The organism is Devosia sp. Root635 (genome assembly GCF_001427605.1).
Lineage (GTDB): Bacteria > Pseudomonadota > Alphaproteobacteria > Rhizobiales > Devosiaceae > Devosia.
Window position 1 is genome coordinate 1 of the sequence record NZ_LMGZ01000023.1, and the last position, 16730, is coordinate 16730.

A 16730-nucleotide genomic window follows, 5' to 3' on the forward strand; every position below is an offset into this window, starting at 1 on the left:
ATAAGGCCTGCCCGAGGACGGTCGATGTCTGCCCGGGAGCGCGGGTGCGACCGCCTCCCGGGACATCTTAATCAGATTTCGTCGATACAAGCCCGAGGGTGACGATCTGTGGGTATTACTCGCACACCGCGCCACTCGCGCTCACATCGCACGGATCGCTATCCGTATCCGGTTTCAACAGGCTGGCTGTCTGCACCAGTTGGATGAATTCGGCGCGATAACCGCTCTCGTCCTCGCCCTTGCCCGAGCGCGCCAGCGCTTCGATCTGGTCCCAGCCCATCGCTGAGCCGTAATTGGACCCTTTGAGCTTCTGGCCGAAGGCCGCCACCGCCGCGGCGAAGCGCATATCGTCGCCGACTTCACCGATATCGCCATAGACCACATCCGGCGTCACCTTCTGCTCGATCAACTGGCTGACATCGCTCTGGGGCAGCTTGTAGCGCATCTTGAGATAAGCGATTTCATCGCCGCTCCCCGTAGCGCTTTCCGGTCCGTAGCGCAGCGGATCGATCATCTCGGCTCCCGAGCCGACCGGGGTGATTTCATAGATCGCCGTCACCGTATGGCCCGCGCCGATATCGCCGGCATCGACCGCGTCATTGTTGAAATCCTCGCGGTTGAGAGCGCGGGTCTCATAGCCGATCAGCCGATATTCGCTGACCACGGCCGGGTTGAACTCGATCTGGATTTTCACGTCCTTGGCGATCATGTCGAGCGTGCCGCCCATCTCCTCGACCAGCACCTTCTGCGCCTCGCGGAAGCTCGAAATATAGCTGGCATTGCCATTGCCGTTCTGCGCCAGCGCCTGCATCGTCGCGTCATCGAGATTGCCGCGGCCGAAGCCCAGCACGGACAGGGTCGTGCCGCTGTCGCGCTTGGCCTTGATGAAGGTCTCGAGATCGTCCGGATCGTCGATGCCGACATTGAAATCGCCATCGGTGGCCAGGATCACCCGGTTGATACCGCCCGCGACCCGGGCCTCTTCCGCCAGCCGATAGGCCAGTTCGATCCCCGCGGCGCCGGCCGTGCTCCCGCCGGCGGCAAGCTGGTCCAGTGCCCCGAGGATTTTCGCCTTCTCGGTCGCCACGGTCGGCTCCAGCACCACGCCGGCCGAGCCGGCATAGACCACGATGGACACTGTATCATTGGCCGAAAGCTGGTCGACCAGCAGGCCGAAGGCGCGCTTGAGCAGCGGCAGCTTGTCCGGCGCGTCCATCGATCCGGAGGTGTCGATCAGGAAGACAAGGTTGCTAGGCTTGTCCTCGCCGGCCGGAGGCACATAGCCCTTGATGCCGATCTGCAGCAGCTGCGTCTTCGGATTCCACGGCGTCGGATAGACCGCCATTGTCGGTTTGAACGGCACGGCGGCACTATCGGCGGCCGGGTAGTCGTAAGGGAAATAGTTGATCAGCTCCTCGATACGCACGGCATCGGGCTCGGGCACATAGCCATCCTCCAACTGGCGCCGCACATAGGAATAGCTGGCGGTATCGACATCGATCGAGAAGGTCGAAACCGGCTCGTCCGCTACCGCCTTGAGCCGCTGCTCGTCGAAGCTGGTGAAGGTGTCGCCGACCGGCTGGGCCGGCAGGACCACCATCGAGGGCATCGGCGCGGGCGACGGCATGTAGAACGCCTCGCTTTCCGCAGTTCCAACGGCCGGGGCGCCCGCCGACATCTGCTGCTTGGGAGCGCTGCGGACAATGCCGCCAAGCTGGAGCGCCACCGCATCGCGCACCACGTCGCTCTCGGCAAGAGTGCCATTCGGCGGCGCCGGCTCCGGCGCGGCGGCAACTGTGCTAGTCGCCGGCGTCTCGGCCCGCTCTTCTGCTACGGCCGTCTCGACCGGCGGCTGTTCGACCTGCACCGGCTGTTGCACGGCGACATCGGCCGGCGTCATCGAGGTCGTCGTATAGAGCTGGTAGCCGAGCGGCAGCACCAGGAGGACGATGGCGGCGGTGCCGATAGGGAGACGCATGTCCATGATCGATTTCCCTTTCGAGGAATGGATGATGGACGTGAGACGCTGGGCCCAGATGTTTCCTTGGGGGCGTGTTTCGATTTTTTTCTGCGCGACCTCGAAGGCCGCCATGCCGGCCGCAAGCGCGCGCTTCTTCGCCTCGGCGCGCGGATCGGGCGCCGCAGCGTCATTCAGCCTGTTCAGTGGATCGTCGTGCATGTCGTCACCGCTCATAGCAGCCCCCTCAGGGTCTTGCGCGCCTCGTGGACATGAAAGGAAACCGTAGCCTCCTTGATGCCCATGATTTCGGCCGCCGCCGCATGGCTCAATTCCTCCGCATAGACCAGCAGCACCGCGTCGCGCTGCTTTTCCGGCAGGGCCCGCACCGCCGCCCAGAGCTGCCGGCTGGTGGCCGCCGCTTCCTGCTCGGCCGGTTGGTCCTCGGGCGAAATTTCGGCATAGGCTTCGGCATATCGCCCGCGCCGCTTGCCGGCCCGCTGCATGTCGCGCACCGCATTGAGCGTGATGCGATAGACCCAGCTCGAAAAGGCGCTGCGGCCATCGAAGCCGGCGATGGCCCCCCCCAGCTTCACGCAGACGTCCTGGGCCACATCCTCGGCATCAGCCCGGTTGCCACACCATTTCCAGGCCGTGCGATGGATCAGATCATAGTGATCCTCTATCAGCGCGGCGAAGGCCTCGGCATCGCCATGCTGCGCGCGCACCACCAGCGCCCGCGTTACCGCCTGCGCTGCCTCGATCGGAGCTGCGGCAGTCAGTCCCATCACCAAGCCATGCACCCATGCCTACCTTTGGCGCTATTGTAATGGTAAGACGGCGCCCGAAACGCGATCCTTGGGTCGTATGCGCAGATTTATTTTGAGGCCTTCCCATGGACGAACCCAAGCTAAGCCCCTTCGCGCTGACCCGCAGCCGCATCGTCCTGCTGGTGCTTGGCGCGCTGCTGGTGCTGATCGCCATCTCGACCGCCATGGGCGGGCTGTCATCCTATCAGGAACTCAAGGAAGCCAGCACCGCAGCGCAGGCAGAGACAGCGGCACAATAGCGCCACGCCCTCGTGGTTCGAGGCGCTGAAGAAGCGCACCTCACCACGAGGGCGTGGGCATAGGCTAAGCCGCAAACACCTGTGGCACCGCCTCGGCGATAAACCCGCCGCCCCACACCTCCGAAGTCGCGGTATCGTCAGCGTAAAATACGCAGGCCTGGCCCGGCGAAATTCCATACTCGCCCGACACCAGCGTCACATACACGCTGTCGCCCTGCATCTGGATCACCGCCGGCTGCGGCCCGCGAGTGGACCGCACCTTGACCTCGACCGGAGCACCATTGCCGGCTGAAAGCTCTGCCAAGGGCGTGGCGCCCAGCCAGTTCACGTCGCGCAACCGCACCGTATGCGTCTTCAGCGCCTCGCGCGGCCCGACGATCACCCGCCCGGTCTTGTGCTCCAGCTTGATCACATAAAGCGGCTCGCCCGCCGCCACGCCCAGCCCCTTGCGCTGACCCACCGTGTAATTGACGATCCCCTCATGCGTACCCAGCACGCGGCCGTCCAAATGCACGATCTCGCCCTGTGCCACGGCCTCCGGGTGCATCTTGCGGATGATATCGGCATATTTGCCCTGCGGCACGAAGCAGATGTCCTGGCTGTCATGCTTGTCGGCGATTTCGAGCCCCATGTCGCGCGCCAGCGCGCGGACCTCGGCCTTGCCCATGCCGCCGAGCGGGAAGCGCAGGAAATCGAGCTGGGCCTGCGTCGTCGCAAACAGGAAATAGGTCTGGTCGCGCTCGGCATCGACCGGGCGGAACAACTGCCGGCGGCCATCGTCACCCAGCTTGCTCTGCACATAATGGCCAGTGGCCAGCACATCGGCGCCCAGGTCGCGCGCCACCTCCATCAGGTCGACGAACTTGACCGACTGGTTGCAGGCAATGCACGGCACCGGCGTCTCGCCCTGCTGATAGGCATTGGCGAAGGGCGCGATCACCGACCGCTTGAAGCGCTCTTCATAGTCCAGCACATAATGGGGAATGCCCAGAGTCGCCGCCACCCGGCGCGCATCGTGGATATCCTGCCCGGCGCAGCAGGCACCCTTGCGATGGGTGGCTTCGCCATGATCGTAGAGCTGGAGGGTGACGCCGACGACGTCATAGCCCTGGCGGGCCAGGAGGCCCGCAACGACCGAGGAATCAACGCCCCCAGACATCGCGACGACGACGCGCGTGTCTTCGGGACGCTTGGCAATATCAAGCGAGTTCAACATCTTTCCAGTATCCGGTTGGGTTCAAGGGCCAGCGGACGAATTTCGTGAGGCTCAATACGCCTTTCGACATTAGCAAGCAACACTGCCAACCCGGCTCAGGCCGGGATCCATCCCGACGAGTGACACCGTGGCTGGGTGAACAGCTCGGCAAGAAATGCCGCCCCAGCACAGTTCTTGCCTCATGGCGTCGCCGCCCAATCCACCCCGACATCATCTAACCCCTTGTCTCCAAAACATCTTCCAAGTTGGCACCGCGCTTGCATCGTCCTGCTCGGATTAGTCTCATTCGTTTACGGGGCCGCTTTCGTGGCATCACACCTGACCGTTACCACCACCACTGCCGGCACCAGCACCAGCAAGGGCCTCAACGCGTCCTCGGGTGCCGAAGCCGAGGCCGGCCCGCTCGACGTTTTCGCTGCGCTGCTCGGCACCGCCACGCCCCCGGCAGCCGGTGATACTGCCAAGTCGTCGACGGCCAGCCTGGACCTCAACCTCGGCAACCTCGTCAACCTGTCGCTCGGCTTCGGTGAAGGCGAGACCCAGGAAAACGACGATCCCGAGGCCATTGCCGCCGCGATCGATGCCATCGTGCCGATCCAGGACACGATGGAAGCCGTTCCGGTCATCACCGACATTGCCGATACGCTGGCCGACCTCAAGGCCAGGCTCGATGCCGGCGAACCGCTCGATCCCGAGACGCTGAAGCATCTCGACGCCGCACTGACCGACCTGGCTGCGGCATTGGACATCGACCTGAGCGCCCTGCCCTCGCTCGATGATCTCACCGCGCTGGTCACCGACATCCAGCCCGACGACACCAGCTTCGCCGCCCGTCTCACGGCGGCCTTCGGTCCCCTGGCCGAGACCCTGTTCAACGGCTCGGCAGCGCCCCAGGCCGATGCCGGCGTGGAACTCTCCACCCTGGTCAAATCGATCGGCGACAAGCTCGCCGCCCTGCTCGCCGCGCTCAACAATGGCGAGGTCGAGCCCGATCAACTGGCCCAGCTCGAACTGGCGGCCCAGGCCGATGCCGATCTCGATGCCGCCCTGGCGCGCCTGCTCAAGCCCACCGTCACCGTCGACGCCAGCGCCGCTGCGCCGGCTTTGGCCAACCCGCAGCTTAAGCTCACCGAGCCGGCTTTGACCGGCAAGGCCAATGCCGAAGCCCCCACCGCTGACGCCGCTAAGCCCAGCGACACACCCGATGCACCGCCGGTACAGGCCGCGGCCGATGCCGGCGACAGTGCCACCGATCGGGGCAGCGACGCTGCGCCCAATGACAAGAAGCCGGTGGAACACCGCCCGGCCCCGCTTGCCGCAGCCATCGACAAGCAGCCCGACCCGCAGAGCCCCGCACAACCCAACCAGGCCGCCCGCGCCGATATCGTGGCCGCCCCGCGCGTCGTGCAGGCCGGCTACCAGACCAGCCAGCAGCAGCTCAACCTGCCCCAGCTCGCCTTCGAAATGGTCCGCCAGGTCAATGACGGCAATACCCGCTTCCAGATCCGCCTCGATCCGCCCGAACTGGGCCGTATCGACGTCAAGCTCGATATCGACAAATCCGGCCAGGTCAACGCCCGGCTGACGGTGGAAAAATCCGAGACGCTGGACCTCATGCAGCGCGACCAGCGCGGGCTGGAACGCGCCCTGCAGCAGGCCGGTCTCGATGGCGCCAAGACCAATCTCGAATTCTCGCTCAAGCAGAATCCGTTCAGCGGCGGGCAGCAGGGCCAGAGCGGCAGTGGTGGACAGGGTCCGCTCTTTGCCGATGACGTCTCCGGCGAGGCCGACGACACGCCGCCCCCCACGGTCAACCTCTACCGCGGCAGCCTCAGCGCCAGCGGTGTCAACATCATTGCGTAAGGAGTAGGTGTCATGGCAGTCGACAGCGTTTCGGGAAATTCGAACACCAGCCAGGTGGCAAATTCGCGGGCAACTATCGCGGACAATTTCGACACGTTCCTCAATATCCTCACCACCCAGCTCAAGAACCAGAATCCGCTGGACCCGCTGGACACCAATCAGTTCACCCAGCAACTGGTGCAGTTCAGCGGCGTCGAGCAGCAGCTCAAGACCAATGAGTTCCTCGAAACGCTGATGCTGTCGAGCCAGAACACCGCCAAGTCCGACGCCGTCTCCTATATCGGCAAGGAAGTGACCTCCTCCGGCAAGACGGGCGAACTGACCAACGACAGTGCCGTCTTCTGGGCCTACAGTGCCAACGCCAACGCCGCCAATGCCACCGTCACCATCAAGGACGCGAACGGACAGGTGGTCTATACCGAGACCGGCCCCCTCCAGGCCGGCCCCGGCACCTTCCGCTGGGACGGCATGGGCAGCGACGGCAATCTGAAGCCCAACGGCATCTATACCGTCGATATCCAGGGCAAGGATGCCAATGGCAAGGACGTCAAGATCAGCACCGCCTCCATCGGCCTCGTCACCGCCGTCGATTTCACCGGCGATGTTCCCGTGTTGACCGTGGGCACCCGCCGCGTCGCCATCACCGACGTAACCGACGTCCGCATTCCCGACGTGACGGCGCCTCCCGCCGATACGGACACCGATACCGACGACGAAACCGATACGGCGGCCGCCTGATTGCCGGCGCACGATGTTGCAACGGGCCGGGCTGCAAAGTCCGGCCCGTTTGCCGTTCAAATCAATGCCTTGAAATCCAAGACCATTCTTAACCTGTTGTAAGTTTCCCCTTAGTCGAATTTTAAGGCCGTTGGCCTACTCTCTTCCTCATATGGTCAGGTTGAGTAGAGAGTAAAATGACCGTACAGATGCGACCTCGCGTTAAGTACGTTATCGGACCGGACGGCAGTCCGCTCACGATTGCAGACCTTCCCCCCGCCAATACGCGGAGGTGGGTCATCCGCCGCAAAGCCGAAGTCGTCGCAGCAGTGCGCGGTGGATTGCTCAGCCTTGAAGAGGCCTGCGACCGCTATACGCTGAGCGTCGACGAATTCCTCAACTGGCAGGCCGCCATCGACAAGCATGGCCTTGCCGGATTGCGGACCACCTGGATCCAGCACTACCGAGAGGGGTGAGGGGGCGGCCCAGTACAATTTCAAAGCCCGCCGGGGAAACTCGGCGGGCTTTGTGTTTTGGCATACACAGGTCGTCACCCTCGGGCTTGACCCGAGGGCGTTGCACTTGCTCAGCGCTCCGAAAGTATAGAGCCCTCGGGTCAAGCCCGAGGGTGACGCGCGGTGGGTGGGATGGGTATGGCAGGTGGCGCTATATCTCAAACATAATTCACGGCGTTTCCGGCCCCATCCACCTTGCGCCGGCTTCCCGGCTCATCAGCCGCTCGTAGTATTCCGCCACCGCCAGAAATTCCTTCTTTTCGGCCGATATCGACATCCAGCGATGCACCGATAGGCCCAGCGCGATATCCGCAATAGAGAAGCCCGCGCCGATATAGCCGGTGCTCGCCCCCGCCAGCGCCGCTTCCAGTATCTCCATCTTGGCCGACCACCGCGCCATCGAATCCGCCACCCGCGCCGGATCGTCATAGCCCGGCGTCTTGCGGATCAGCGCATTGGCGGCATAGCCCCATTGTGGATTGAGCTCGCTCGCCTGCCAGCCCAGCCATTGCAGCGCCAGCGCCCGCAATTCGAGCTGTTCGGGCAGCAACTGCCCCTCGCGCTCGGCCAGGTAGATCAGGATGGCGTTGCTTTCCCACAATACGAACTCGCCCTCGATGACCACGGGCACCTGCGCGTTCGGGTTTAGCGCCAGGAATTCGGGCACTTTCGGATCGCGCAGGGGCAGGCCCCAGTCCTCGCGTTCATAGCCAAGGCCCAACTCGTCCAGTGCCCACAGCACCTTGCGCACATTGATGGACGTGACCCGCCCCAGCACTCTCAACATCGATTCATCCTTCTTTTACCGCGCCCGGCATTTTCTGCCCGAATTCGCAAACTGCAACCGGGAGTTAAGACAATCTTTACCATCCGCTAGGTAATTTTTGCCCAGCGGCCTCCACGCGCGTTGCGTCGGCATGGTCACCCTACAATCGAGTGCCGGCGTGGATAGCTTTACCCAGTTGATCAACCGCATAGGCCTGCCGCGACTGGCCGCGATGGCGGTCGTCGCCATGCTCATGCTCGGCTTCTTCGGCTTCCTCATCATGCGGGCGCAGACCCCGAATCTGTCGCCGCTCTATACCGGTCTCAGCCTCGAAGACTCCTCGGCAATTGTGACCGAACTGCAGACGCTCAACATTCCCTACGAATTGCGCGGCGACGGCGACACCATTCTCATCCCGCGCGACCAGATCACCACCACCCGCATGACCCTGGCCGGCTCCGGCTTGCCGCAGCGCGGCCAGGTCGGCTACGAGATCTTCGACGAGCAGTCGACCCTGGGCGCGACCAGCTTCGTGCAGAACCTCAACAATGTGCGCGCCCTCGAGGGCGAGCTGGCCCGCACCATCGCCTCGCTGACCCGCATCAAGTCGGCGCGTGTCCACCTGGTGCTGCCGGAGCGCGAACTGTTCCGGCGCGAGCGGACCGATCCGTCCGCCTCCATCGTGCTGGCCGTGCGCGGCGAACTGGCCAGCGGCGAAATCCGTGCCATCCAACACCTGGTGGCCTCGGCCATCGAGGGGCTGACACCAACCCGCGTCTCCATTGTCGACGACCAGGGGAACCTGCTGGCTTCCGGCACGGGCGACGACGCCGAAGGCGCCCTTGCCGGCGATGCCGCCGAGCGCACGCTGAGCTTCGAGAACCGCCTGCGCACCCGCGTCGAGGACATGCTGGCCAATGTGGTCGGCGCCGGCCGGGCCCGCGTCGAGGTCAGCGCCGAAATCGACTTCAACCGCTCGACCACCACTCATGAGACCTTCGACCCCGAAAGCCAGGTCGTCCGCTCCAGCCAGATTCGCGAGACCGAGAACCTGTCGGCCGGCGCCAATGGCCAGGTCACGGTGGCCAACGAACTCCCCGGCGCCAGCCAGAACAATGGCGCCGCCGGCCCGACCGAACAGGGCACGTCGAGCGAGGAAGTCACCAACTACGAAATTTCCAAAACCACCCAGACGGCAGTCACCGAAGCCGGCGCCATCAAGCGCCTGTCGGTTGCCGTCGTGGTCGATGGCGTCTATACCGCCGATCCCAACGGCGACCCGGTCTATGCGCCGCGCAGCGCCGACGAGGTCGCCCAGATTCTGACGCTGGTGCGCTCGGCCGTCGGCTATTCCGAGGCCCGCGGCGACAGCGTCGAAGTCGTCAACATGCAGTTCGCCGAGCGCCCCGAACTCGCGGTGCCGGGCACGGACGGCAATGGCGGCCTGCTCGACTTCACCCGCGACGATCTGATGAACGGCGCCGAAATGGCCGTCACCCTGCTCATCGCCCTGGCCCTGGTCTTCTTCGTCATGCGCCCGCTGCTCAAGAAGGTCCTGACCCCCGAAACCCAGGCCCTGGCCCTGCCCTCGGGCGCGGAACTGGGCCATCACGGCGTACTCAGCGCCGATGGCAACGTCATCGCCGACGACATCGAAGAGCCTCGCGACAAGACGCCAGCCTGGGTCGCCAGCGCCAAGTCGATGGGCGAGACCCAGCTTCAAACCCTCAAGACCGTCGGCACCCTCGTCGAAGAAAACCCCAAGCAGGCCGCGCTGATCGTGCGCGACTGGCTGGGTAGCGCAGCGTAACCGCCATGGCCCTCGTTTCCCAATCCGCTGAAAACCCCGACCTGCCGACCCAGGTGGCCGCCGGCAAGCAACTTGTCGTCGGTGATGCCGCCAGCCAGCGCGTGCTCAAGGGCGACGAAAAGGCTGCAGCGCTGCTGCTGGCGCTGGGGCCCGACTATGGCCGGCCGATCTTCGATGAGCTCGACGAACTCGAGGTCAAGCAGCTCAGCCGCGCCATGGTGCGGCTCGGGCCGATCACCCAGGAAATGCTCGACGACCTGATGATCGAATTCGTCACCACCATTTCGTCCAACGGCTCGCTCTCGGGCAATACCGACTCCACCGAGCGCCTGCTGCTCAGCTTCCTGTCGGCGGACAAGGTCGACGCCATCATGGAAGAAATCCGTGGTCCGGCCGGCCGCAACATGTGGGAAAAACTCTCCAACGTGCAGGCCGACGTGCTCGCCGCCTATCTCAAGAACGAATATCCCCAGACCATCGCCGTGGTGCTGTCCAAGATCGCCACCGACCATGCTTCCAAGGTTCTCGCCGTACTGCCCGAGGAACTGGCAATGGACGTGGTGCAGCGCATGCTGGGGCTCGACCCGGTGCAGAAGGAAATCCTCGAAAAGATCGAGACCACCCTGCGCACCGAATTCATGTCGACGCTCAATCACTCCAAGCGCCGCGACAGCCACGAGCAGATGGCCGAAATCTTCAACAGCTTCGACCGTCAGACCGAAGCCCGCTTCATCACCACGCTCGAAGAGCACAGCCGCGACGATGCCGAACGCATCAAGTCGCTCATGTTCACCTTCGAGGATTTGGCCAAGCTCGAGTCCTCGGCCATCCAGACCCTGCTCACCAAGATGGACAAGAAGGAGCTGGCCATGGCGCTCAAGGGCGCCAACGAACAGGTCAAGGAAACCTTCTTCAAGAACATGTCGGGCCGTACCGCCAAACTGCTCAAGGACGACATGGAAGTCATGGGTCCGGTGCGCCTCAAGGATGTCGACGAAGCGCAGGGCCGCATGGTCTCGACCGCCAAGGATCTCGCAGCTAAGGGCGAAATCCTGATCATGAAGTCCAAGGCAGACGACCAGATGGTGGCGTAACCCATGGCACAACCCGCCCGCTTCACCTTCGATCTGGACCTCGGCAAGCGCACCAAGCCTACGGCGCCGCCCGAGCCGACCATGCCCGAGCGGCTGGTCGCCGAACTGCTCGCCCAGGCGCGCGAGCAGGCGTATGCCGAGGGCGTGGCGGCCGGTGAGCGCAATGCCACTTCCGTTGCCGCCCAGACGCTGGCCGCGGCCGCCGGCACGCTCGCCACCCAGAGTGCCGAAATGGCCGCCGCCCTCGATGATGCCACCAGCCAGGCCCAGCGCGAGGCGGTCGAACTGGCCGCCAGCATCGGCCGCAAGCTGGCGCTGCACCTGCTGGCGCGCTACCCGACGGTCGAACTCGATGCACTCATCGCCGAATGTATGCAGAGCCTTGGTGGCGTGCCGCACCTGGTCGTGCGCTGCCATCCCAACATTGCCGACGCCATCCGCGACATCGCCACCGCCCATATGCACACATCAGGCTTCTCCGGCCGGCTGGTGGTGATGGGCGACCCCGATTTGCGGCTGGGCGACGGCCGGCTCGAATGGGTCGATGGCGGGCTGGTGCGCGACATCGGCGCCATTGCCAAGGATATCGACCTCAAGATTTCGGCCTATCTCGCCGCCCGGGGCGCAGAGGCCAAGCAACAGGAGAGCGACCAATGAGCGCTTCCGAACCCGGCGAAGACGACGACATCACCACCCAGGACAGCATCTCCTTCGAGGAAATGCTGGCGCCCGATCGCGACGAGGGGCCCGAGGCCCATATCGAGCGCAACGCCGCCGACCTCGAAGCGGTGTTCGACGTTCCCGTCCGCATCTCGGTCGTGCTCGGCCGCACCAAGATGCCGGTCAGCGAACTGCTCCGCCTCGACACCGGCACCGTGATCGAACTCGACCGCCAGGTCGGTGAAGCCGTCGAGATTTTCATCAATGAACGCCTCGTTGCCCGCGGCGAAATCGTGCTGGTGGAAAGCAAGCTCGGCGTCACCATGACCGAAATCATCAAACCACAGTAAGGGAGGCCAGGATGCGTCTGCTCATCATCGGAGCCCTCGAGGGCCAGCTCAGCGAAGCCACCAAGATGGCCATGAATGGCGGTGCCAAGGTGGCGCATGCCCCCTCGGTCGAAATCGCACTTGCCGCCCTGCGCGCCGGCCGCGGCGCCGACCTGCTGCTGGTCGATGTGGTCATGGACATTGCCGGCCTCATCGCCGGACTCGAAGCCGAGCGTATCGCCATTCCGGTGGTTGCCTGCGGCGTCGAGGCCAATGCCGCCGCCGCCGTCAACGCCATCCGCGCCGGGGCCAAGGAATATATCCCCCTGCCCCCCGATGCCGAGCTGATCGCGGCGGTGATCGCCGCCGTGGCCCGCGACAGCTCCGAATTCCTGTTCCGCGACCCGGCCATGGAGCGCGTCGTCCGCATGGCCGACCAGATCGCCGGCTCCGACGCCTCCATCCTCATCACCGGCGAGAGCGGCACCGGCAAGGAAGTCATCGCCAAATACGTCCACGCCCGCAGCAAGCGCGCCAACAGGCCCTTCATCTCGGTCAATTGCGCCGCCATTCCCGAAGCCCTGCTCGAATCCGAGCTGTTCGGCCATGAAAAGGGTGCCTTCACCGGCGCCATCGCCCGCCGCATCGGCAAGTTCGAGGAAGCCTCGGGCGGCACGCTGCTGCTCGACGAAATCAGCGAAATGGACGTGCGCCTGCAGGCCAAGCTGCTGCGCGCCATCCAGGAGCGCCTGATCGACCGCGTCGGCGGCGGCAAGCCGGTGCCGGTCGATATCCGCATCCTCGCCACCTCCAACCGCAACCTGGGCGACGCCGTGCGCGAAGGCAGCTTCCGCGAGGACCTGCTGTTCCGCCTCAACGTGGTCAATTTGAAGCTCCCCGCCTTGCGCGACCGCCCCGGCGACATCGCCGCTTTGTCCGAACACTTCGTCGCCAAATATGCCAAGGCCAACGGCCTGCCGCCGCGGGAGCTGTCGGCCGATGCCCGCGCCGCCTTGCTCAAGGCCCCCTGGCCCGGCAACGTGCGCGAGCTGGAAAACACCCTGCACCGCGCCGTGCTGCTGTCCTCCGGCGACATTATCGGCCCCGAGGCCATCGTGCTGCCGGACGGCATGGGCCTTACCGAAGCCGCCGCGGCCAATTCGCTCTCGGCCCAGCTCGCCCAGACCGCGCAGACCATGTCCGCCGCCCTGGTCGGCCGCACCGTGGCCGACGTGGAACGCGACCTGATCCTCGACACGCTCGACCACACGCTGGGCAACCGTACCCACGCGGCCAATATCCTGGGCATCTCGATCCGCACCCTGCGCAACAAGCTCAATCAGTATGCCGATGAGGGTACGCATGTGCCCGAGCCTGGCGAACGCCGAAGCGTGGCATGATGGGTTGTCGGGAGGGCACAATCGGAGAGGCTCTTGCCCTCCCCTCCCCCTTGAGGGGAGGGGCCGGGGGTGGGGGTCGCCTTGTGCTCACCCGATCGACCCCCACCCTCATTCCTCCCCTCAAGGGGGAGGGATGCGCATGTCCAACGCCGGTAACCAGACGCCATGACCGATCTCCCCACCGGCTCAGTGCGCCCGGCCTTCAAGGTCCCCTCCGCCGCCTCGGTGGTCGATCTCCTGCGCTCGGGCGATATCGCCCTGGCGGCGGGCGTCATGGGCCTCATCGTCATCCTCATCGTGCCGATGCCGGCTTTGCTGGTGGATGGTCTGCTGGCCATCTCCATCGTCTTCTCGGTGATGATCCTGATGACGGCCCTGTTCATCCAGAAGCCGCTCGAATTCTCGTCCTTCCCCACGGTATTGCTGATCGCCACCATGTTGCGGCTGGGCCTCAACCTGGCCACCACGCGCCTCATCCTCAGTGAAGGCCACACCGGCACATCCGCCGCTGGCCATGTCATCGAAGCCTTCGGCAACTTCGTTACCCGCGGCAATTTCGTCATCGGGCTGGTCATCTTCATCATCCTGGTGATCGTCAACTTCGTCGTCATCACCAAGGGCTCCGGCCGCATCGCCGAAGTCGCCGCCCGCTTCAGCCTCGACGCCATGCCCGGCAAGCAGATGGCCATCGACGCCGACCTCAGCGCCGGCCTGATCGACGAGGACACCGCCAAGCGCCGCAGGGCCGAGCTGGAAGGCGAAAGCGCCTTCTTCGGCAACATGGACGGTGCGTCCAAGTTCGTGCGCGGCGACGCCATTGCCGGCCTCATCATCACCTTCATCAACGTGTCGGCCGGCATGCTGATCGGCATGATGCAGGAAGGCCTCTCCATCCAGGAAGCCGGCAACGTCTACACGCTGCTGACCATCGGCGATGGCCTGGTCTCCCAGATTCCAGCGCTCATCGTCTCGACCGCCGCCGGTATTCTGGTTTCCAAGTCCGGCGTTACCGGCTCGGCCGACAAGGCCCTCTCGGCCCAGTTCACCGGCTATCCGCGCGCCCTGGGCATGTCTTCGGCCGTCATGGGAGCTCTTGCCTTCCTGCCCGGCATGCCCATGCTGCCCTTCCTGGCTTTGGCTGGCGGGGTCGGTTATGTCGCCTGGCGGGCGGCCGGTTCCAAGGACATGCGGACGGCCGATGCCGCAACAAAGACCGCGCTCGATGCCGTCGCTTCCGGCCAGCCCAATGCCGCCGCCATGGCCGAGGCGCCAATCACCGACAGCCTCAAGATCGACGAGCTCAAGCTCGAACTCGGCTATGGCCTGCTGAGCCTGGTCAAGGAAGACGAGAACGGCAGCGACCGCCTCACCGAGCAGATCAAGGCCCTGCGCCGCCAGCTCGCCATCGAGCTCGGCTTCGTCATGCCGCCGGTGCGCATCCTCGACAACATGCAACTCGAGCCCAATGTCTACAAGGTTCGCATCAAGGAGGTCGAAGCCGGCACCGGCGAGATTTACGCCAACCAGCTCATGGTCATGGACCCCTATGGCAGCCAGATCGACCTGCCGGGCACCCACACCACCGAACCCACTTTCGGCCTGCCCGCCACCTGGATCGAGCCCGCCTTGCGCGACGAGGCCGAACTGCGCGGTCTCTCCATCATCGATCCCTCGACCGTCATCTCGACGCACCTGACCGAAGTGCTCAAGGCCAATGTCGCGGACCTCTTGAGCTATTCCAACGTCCAGACGCTGCTCTCGGGCCTGCCCAAGGACCAGCAGAAGCTGGTGGAAGATATCGTTCCCGGCCTTATCTCGGTCTCGGGCGTGCAGCGCGTGCTGCAGACCCTGCTCAACGAGCGCATTTCCATCCGCGACCTGTCGACCATCCTCGAAGGCATCGCCGAAATCGCCGGCCCCGGCCGCTCGGTGCAGACCATTGCCGAACACGTCCGCAGCCGCCTGGCCCGCCAGCTCTGCGCCGCCAATCTGGGTCCCGACGGCAACCTGCCGCTGCTGACCCTCGGGCCCCAATGGGAGCGCGACTTCGCCGAAGCCATGGTTGGCGATGGCGACAACAGGCACCTGGCCATGGCGCCCAGCCGGTTGCAGCAGTTCATCGGCGCCATCCAGTCTGCCTATGAGCGCGCCGCCCAGCAGGGCGAACTGCCTGTTCTCATCACCTCGCCTTCGATCCGCCCGCATGTCCGCTCCATCATCGAGCGTTTCCGCCCGCAGACCGTGGTGATGAGCCAGAACGAGGTCCATCCGCGCATCCGCCTCAAGACCGTCGGCAGCGTGTGACATGGCTGGCAGTGCCCGGTTTCCCGTCCCCGATATCGTCCGCCGCCGGGCCGAGTCCGAAGGCCAGGTGGGCAATGACTGGCTGGCCTCGCTGGACGAGAATCTGTTCGAGCTCGAGCATGATTGGGGCCTGACCATCGGCCAGGCCATTTCGGGAGGCAGCACGGCCTTCGTCGCCGAAGCCACCGACACGGCAGGCAAGAGCTTCGTCATCAAGCTGCCCACGCCGGGCAGCCTCATCGGACGGCAGGAAGTCACCGTCCTCGCCATCGCGCGCGGCAAGGGCTATGTCCGGCTGATCCGCCAGGATACCGCGCGCCACGCCATGCTGCTCGAACATCTCGGCACGAGCCTCGACCAGCACGACATGCCCTACCGGAACAAGATCGACATCCTGTGCTCCACCCTGCTCGATGCCTGGATACCGGTTCCGGCAGGCGGCGCCTTCACCAACGGCGCGGAAAAGGCCAACGGCCTGGCCATGGCCATTCTCGAAAAATGGCAGGAGCTCGGCCGCCCCTGCTCACAGGCGGTTCTCGACACGGCCCTGATGTATTGCCGCGACCGCGCCGCGGCCTGGCGCCCCGAAAATGCCGTGCTCGCCCACGGCGACCCGCATCCGGCCAATATCCTCGAAGTGCCCGAAACCGGGGGACGGCAGTGGAAGTTCATCGATCCCGACGGCCTGGCCATCGAACCCGCTTATGATCTGGGCGTACTGCTGCGCGCCTGGCACGAAGGCATTGCCGGTCGTCACGCCCATGACATTGCCCGCAGCCATGCCCGGCACCTGACCAGCCGCACCCAGGTTCCCGCCGAGGCCATCTGGCAATGGGGCTATATCGAGCGCGTCTCCACCGGCCTGCACCTGATGGAGCTGGGCGAGATGGACAAAGGCCGCCTTTTCCTTGCAGCGGCCGACGCAATCCAGGCTTCGAGCTGAGGCTCGCTTGGCGCATCGCCAGCTCATTCCGCCATCGTCATCACCCGGCTTGTCCGGGTGATCCATTCGTCAGCGCGTACGGAGCCA

15 protein-coding genes are annotated in these 16730 nt (G+C 64.8%); 11 read left to right on the forward strand and 4 right to left on the reverse strand.

Annotated features, from left to right (window positions below; translation table 11 throughout):
- Positions 1 to 115: 115 nt before the first annotated feature.
- Both ASD80_RS16785 and ASD80_RS16790 read right to left on the reverse strand, forming a co-directional pair.
- The gene (locus tag ASD80_RS16785) at positions 116 to 2194 is read right to left on the reverse strand and encodes a vWA domain-containing protein (protein WP_244489033.1); all 2079 of its coding nucleotides are present in this window, start codon (positions 2192 to 2194) and stop codon (positions 116 to 118) included.
- Complete coding sequence (locus ASD80_RS16790; protein WP_056235457.1) at positions 2191 to 2745, reverse strand: RNA polymerase sigma factor; 555 nt, start codon at positions 2743 to 2745, stop codon at positions 2191 to 2193. Before ASD80_RS16790 ends, ASD80_RS16785 begins: the two co-directional genes overlap by 4 nt.
- A gap of 107 nt (positions 2746 to 2852) precedes the next feature.
- Here ASD80_RS16790 and ASD80_RS18860 point away from each other — a divergent pair, with 107 nt between their 5' ends.
- A complete protein-coding gene (locus tag ASD80_RS18860; RefSeq protein WP_156460520.1) occupies positions 2853 to 3026 on the forward strand; it encodes a hypothetical protein in 174 nt (57 codons plus the stop codon).
- A 64-nt stretch (positions 3027 to 3090) separates the two neighbouring features.
- On the opposite strand, the gene mnmA is transcribed toward ASD80_RS18860, so the two are convergent.
- Positions 3091 to 4242, reverse strand: coding sequence for a tRNA 2-thiouridine(34) synthase MnmA (mnmA, locus tag ASD80_RS16795; RefSeq protein ID WP_056235459.1), 1152 nt, complete (start codon positions 4240 to 4242; stop codon positions 3091 to 3093).
- Positions 4243 to 4548: 306 nt separating this feature from the next.
- Between mnmA and ASD80_RS16800 the strand changes: the two genes are divergently transcribed.
- The 3 genes from ASD80_RS16800 (at position 4549) to ASD80_RS16810 (ending at position 7298) form a co-directional block, all read left to right on the forward strand.
- On the forward strand, positions 4549 to 6105 hold the full coding sequence (locus ASD80_RS16800; RefSeq protein ID WP_056235462.1) for a flagellar hook-length control protein FliK: 1557 nt from the start codon (positions 4549 to 4551) through the stop codon (positions 6103 to 6105).
- Between the two features lie 12 nt (positions 6106 to 6117).
- Complete coding sequence (locus ASD80_RS16805; protein ID WP_056235465.1) at positions 6118 to 6843, forward strand: flagellar hook assembly protein FlgD; 726 nt, start codon at positions 6118 to 6120, stop codon at positions 6841 to 6843.
- A 176-nt stretch (positions 6844 to 7019) separates the two neighbouring features.
- On the forward strand, positions 7020 to 7298 hold the full coding sequence (locus tag ASD80_RS16810; RefSeq protein WP_035102845.1) for a DUF1153 domain-containing protein: 279 nt from the start codon (positions 7020 to 7022) through the stop codon (positions 7296 to 7298).
- A 208-nt stretch (positions 7299 to 7506) separates the two neighbouring features.
- Here the strand turns inward: ASD80_RS16810 and ASD80_RS16815 are convergent, their stop codons facing one another.
- Complete coding sequence (locus ASD80_RS16815) at positions 7507 to 8124, reverse strand: glutathione S-transferase family protein (RefSeq protein ID WP_056235468.1); 618 nt, start codon at positions 8122 to 8124, stop codon at positions 7507 to 7509.
- A gap of 157 nt (positions 8125 to 8281) precedes the next feature.
- Here ASD80_RS16815 and fliF point away from each other — a divergent pair, with 157 nt between their 5' ends.
- The 7 genes from fliF (at position 8282) to ASD80_RS16850 (ending at position 16643) form a co-directional block, all read left to right on the forward strand.
- Entirely contained in the window at positions 8282 to 9913 is a 1632-nt protein-coding gene (gene fliF, locus ASD80_RS16820) for a flagellar basal-body MS-ring/collar protein FliF (RefSeq protein WP_056235856.1), read from the forward strand.
- Positions 9914 to 9918: 5 nt separating this feature from the next.
- Positions 9919 to 11007: a flagellar motor switch protein FliG gene (gene fliG / locus ASD80_RS16825; protein ID WP_056235471.1), complete on the forward strand. Its 1089-nt coding sequence runs from the start codon at positions 9919 to 9921 to the stop codon at positions 11005 to 11007.
- A 3-nt stretch (positions 11008 to 11010) separates the two neighbouring features.
- On the forward strand, positions 11011 to 11664 hold the full coding sequence (locus ASD80_RS16830) for a FliH/SctL family protein (protein ID WP_056235474.1): 654 nt from the start codon (positions 11011 to 11013) through the stop codon (positions 11662 to 11664).
- A 62-nt stretch (positions 11665 to 11726) separates the two neighbouring features.
- The gene (gene fliN / locus ASD80_RS16835; RefSeq protein ID WP_244489036.1) at positions 11727 to 12017 is read left to right on the forward strand and encodes a flagellar motor switch protein FliN; all 291 of its coding nucleotides are present in this window, start codon (positions 11727 to 11729) and stop codon (positions 12015 to 12017) included.
- A gap of 11 nt (positions 12018 to 12028) precedes the next feature.
- Positions 12029 to 13396 (forward strand): sigma-54-dependent transcriptional regulator, encoded by a 1368-nt coding sequence (locus ASD80_RS16840; protein ID WP_056235481.1) that lies wholly within the window; start codon positions 12029 to 12031, stop codon positions 13394 to 13396.
- A gap of 165 nt (positions 13397 to 13561) precedes the next feature.
- On the forward strand, positions 13562 to 15700 hold the full coding sequence (flhA, locus tag ASD80_RS16845) for a flagellar biosynthesis protein FlhA (RefSeq protein ID WP_056235484.1): 2139 nt from the start codon (positions 13562 to 13564) through the stop codon (positions 15698 to 15700).
- 1 nt (position 15701) lies between these two features.
- Positions 15702 to 16643 carry an aminoglycoside phosphotransferase family protein gene (locus ASD80_RS16850; RefSeq protein ID WP_056235487.1) on the forward strand — a complete coding sequence of 314 codons (942 nt, stop codon included), beginning with the start codon at positions 15702 to 15704 and terminating at the stop codon, positions 16641 to 16643.
- Positions 16644 to 16730 lie beyond the last annotated feature (87 nt).

Bases quoted from the DNA above. Each gene is read 5' to 3' on its own strand.
- ASD80_RS16815 (WP_056235468.1), bottom strand. From the start codon at position 8,124: ATGTTGAGAGTGCTGGGGCGGGTCACGTCCATCAATGTGCGCAAGGTG.
- fliG (WP_056235471.1), top strand. From the start codon at position 9,919: ATGGCCCTCGTTTCCCAATCCGCTGAAAACCCCGACCTGCCGACCCAG.
- mnmA (WP_056235459.1), bottom strand. From the start codon at position 4,242: ATGTTGAACTCGCTTGATATTGCCAAGCGTCCCGAAGACACGCGCGTC.
- ASD80_RS16840 (WP_056235481.1), top strand. From the start codon at position 12,029: ATGCGTCTGCTCATCATCGGAGCCCTCGAGGGCCAGCTCAGCGAAGCC.
- ASD80_RS16810 (WP_035102845.1), top strand. From the start codon at position 7,020: ATGACCGTACAGATGCGACCTCGCGTTAAGTACGTTATCGGACCGGAC.
- fliN (WP_244489036.1), top strand. From the start codon at position 11,727: ATGCTGGCGCCCGATCGCGACGAGGGGCCCGAGGCCCATATCGAGCGC.
- flhA (WP_056235484.1), top strand. From the start codon at position 13,562: ATGACCGATCTCCCCACCGGCTCAGTGCGCCCGGCCTTCAAGGTCCCC.
- ASD80_RS16805 (WP_056235465.1), top strand. From the start codon at position 6,118: ATGGCAGTCGACAGCGTTTCGGGAAATTCGAACACCAGCCAGGTGGCA.
- ASD80_RS16785 (WP_244489033.1), bottom strand. From the start codon at position 2,194: ATGAGCGGTGACGACATGCACGACGATCCACTGAACAGGCTGAATGAC.
- ASD80_RS16790 (WP_056235457.1), bottom strand. From the start codon at position 2,745: ATGGGACTGACTGCCGCAGCTCCGATCGAGGCAGCGCAGGCGGTAACG.
- ASD80_RS18860 (WP_156460520.1), top strand. From the start codon at position 2,853: ATGGACGAACCCAAGCTAAGCCCCTTCGCGCTGACCCGCAGCCGCATC.
- ASD80_RS16850 (WP_056235487.1), top strand. From the start codon at position 15,702: ATGGCTGGCAGTGCCCGGTTTCCCGTCCCCGATATCGTCCGCCGCCGG.
- ASD80_RS16830 (WP_056235474.1), top strand. From the start codon at position 11,011: ATGGCACAACCCGCCCGCTTCACCTTCGATCTGGACCTCGGCAAGCGC.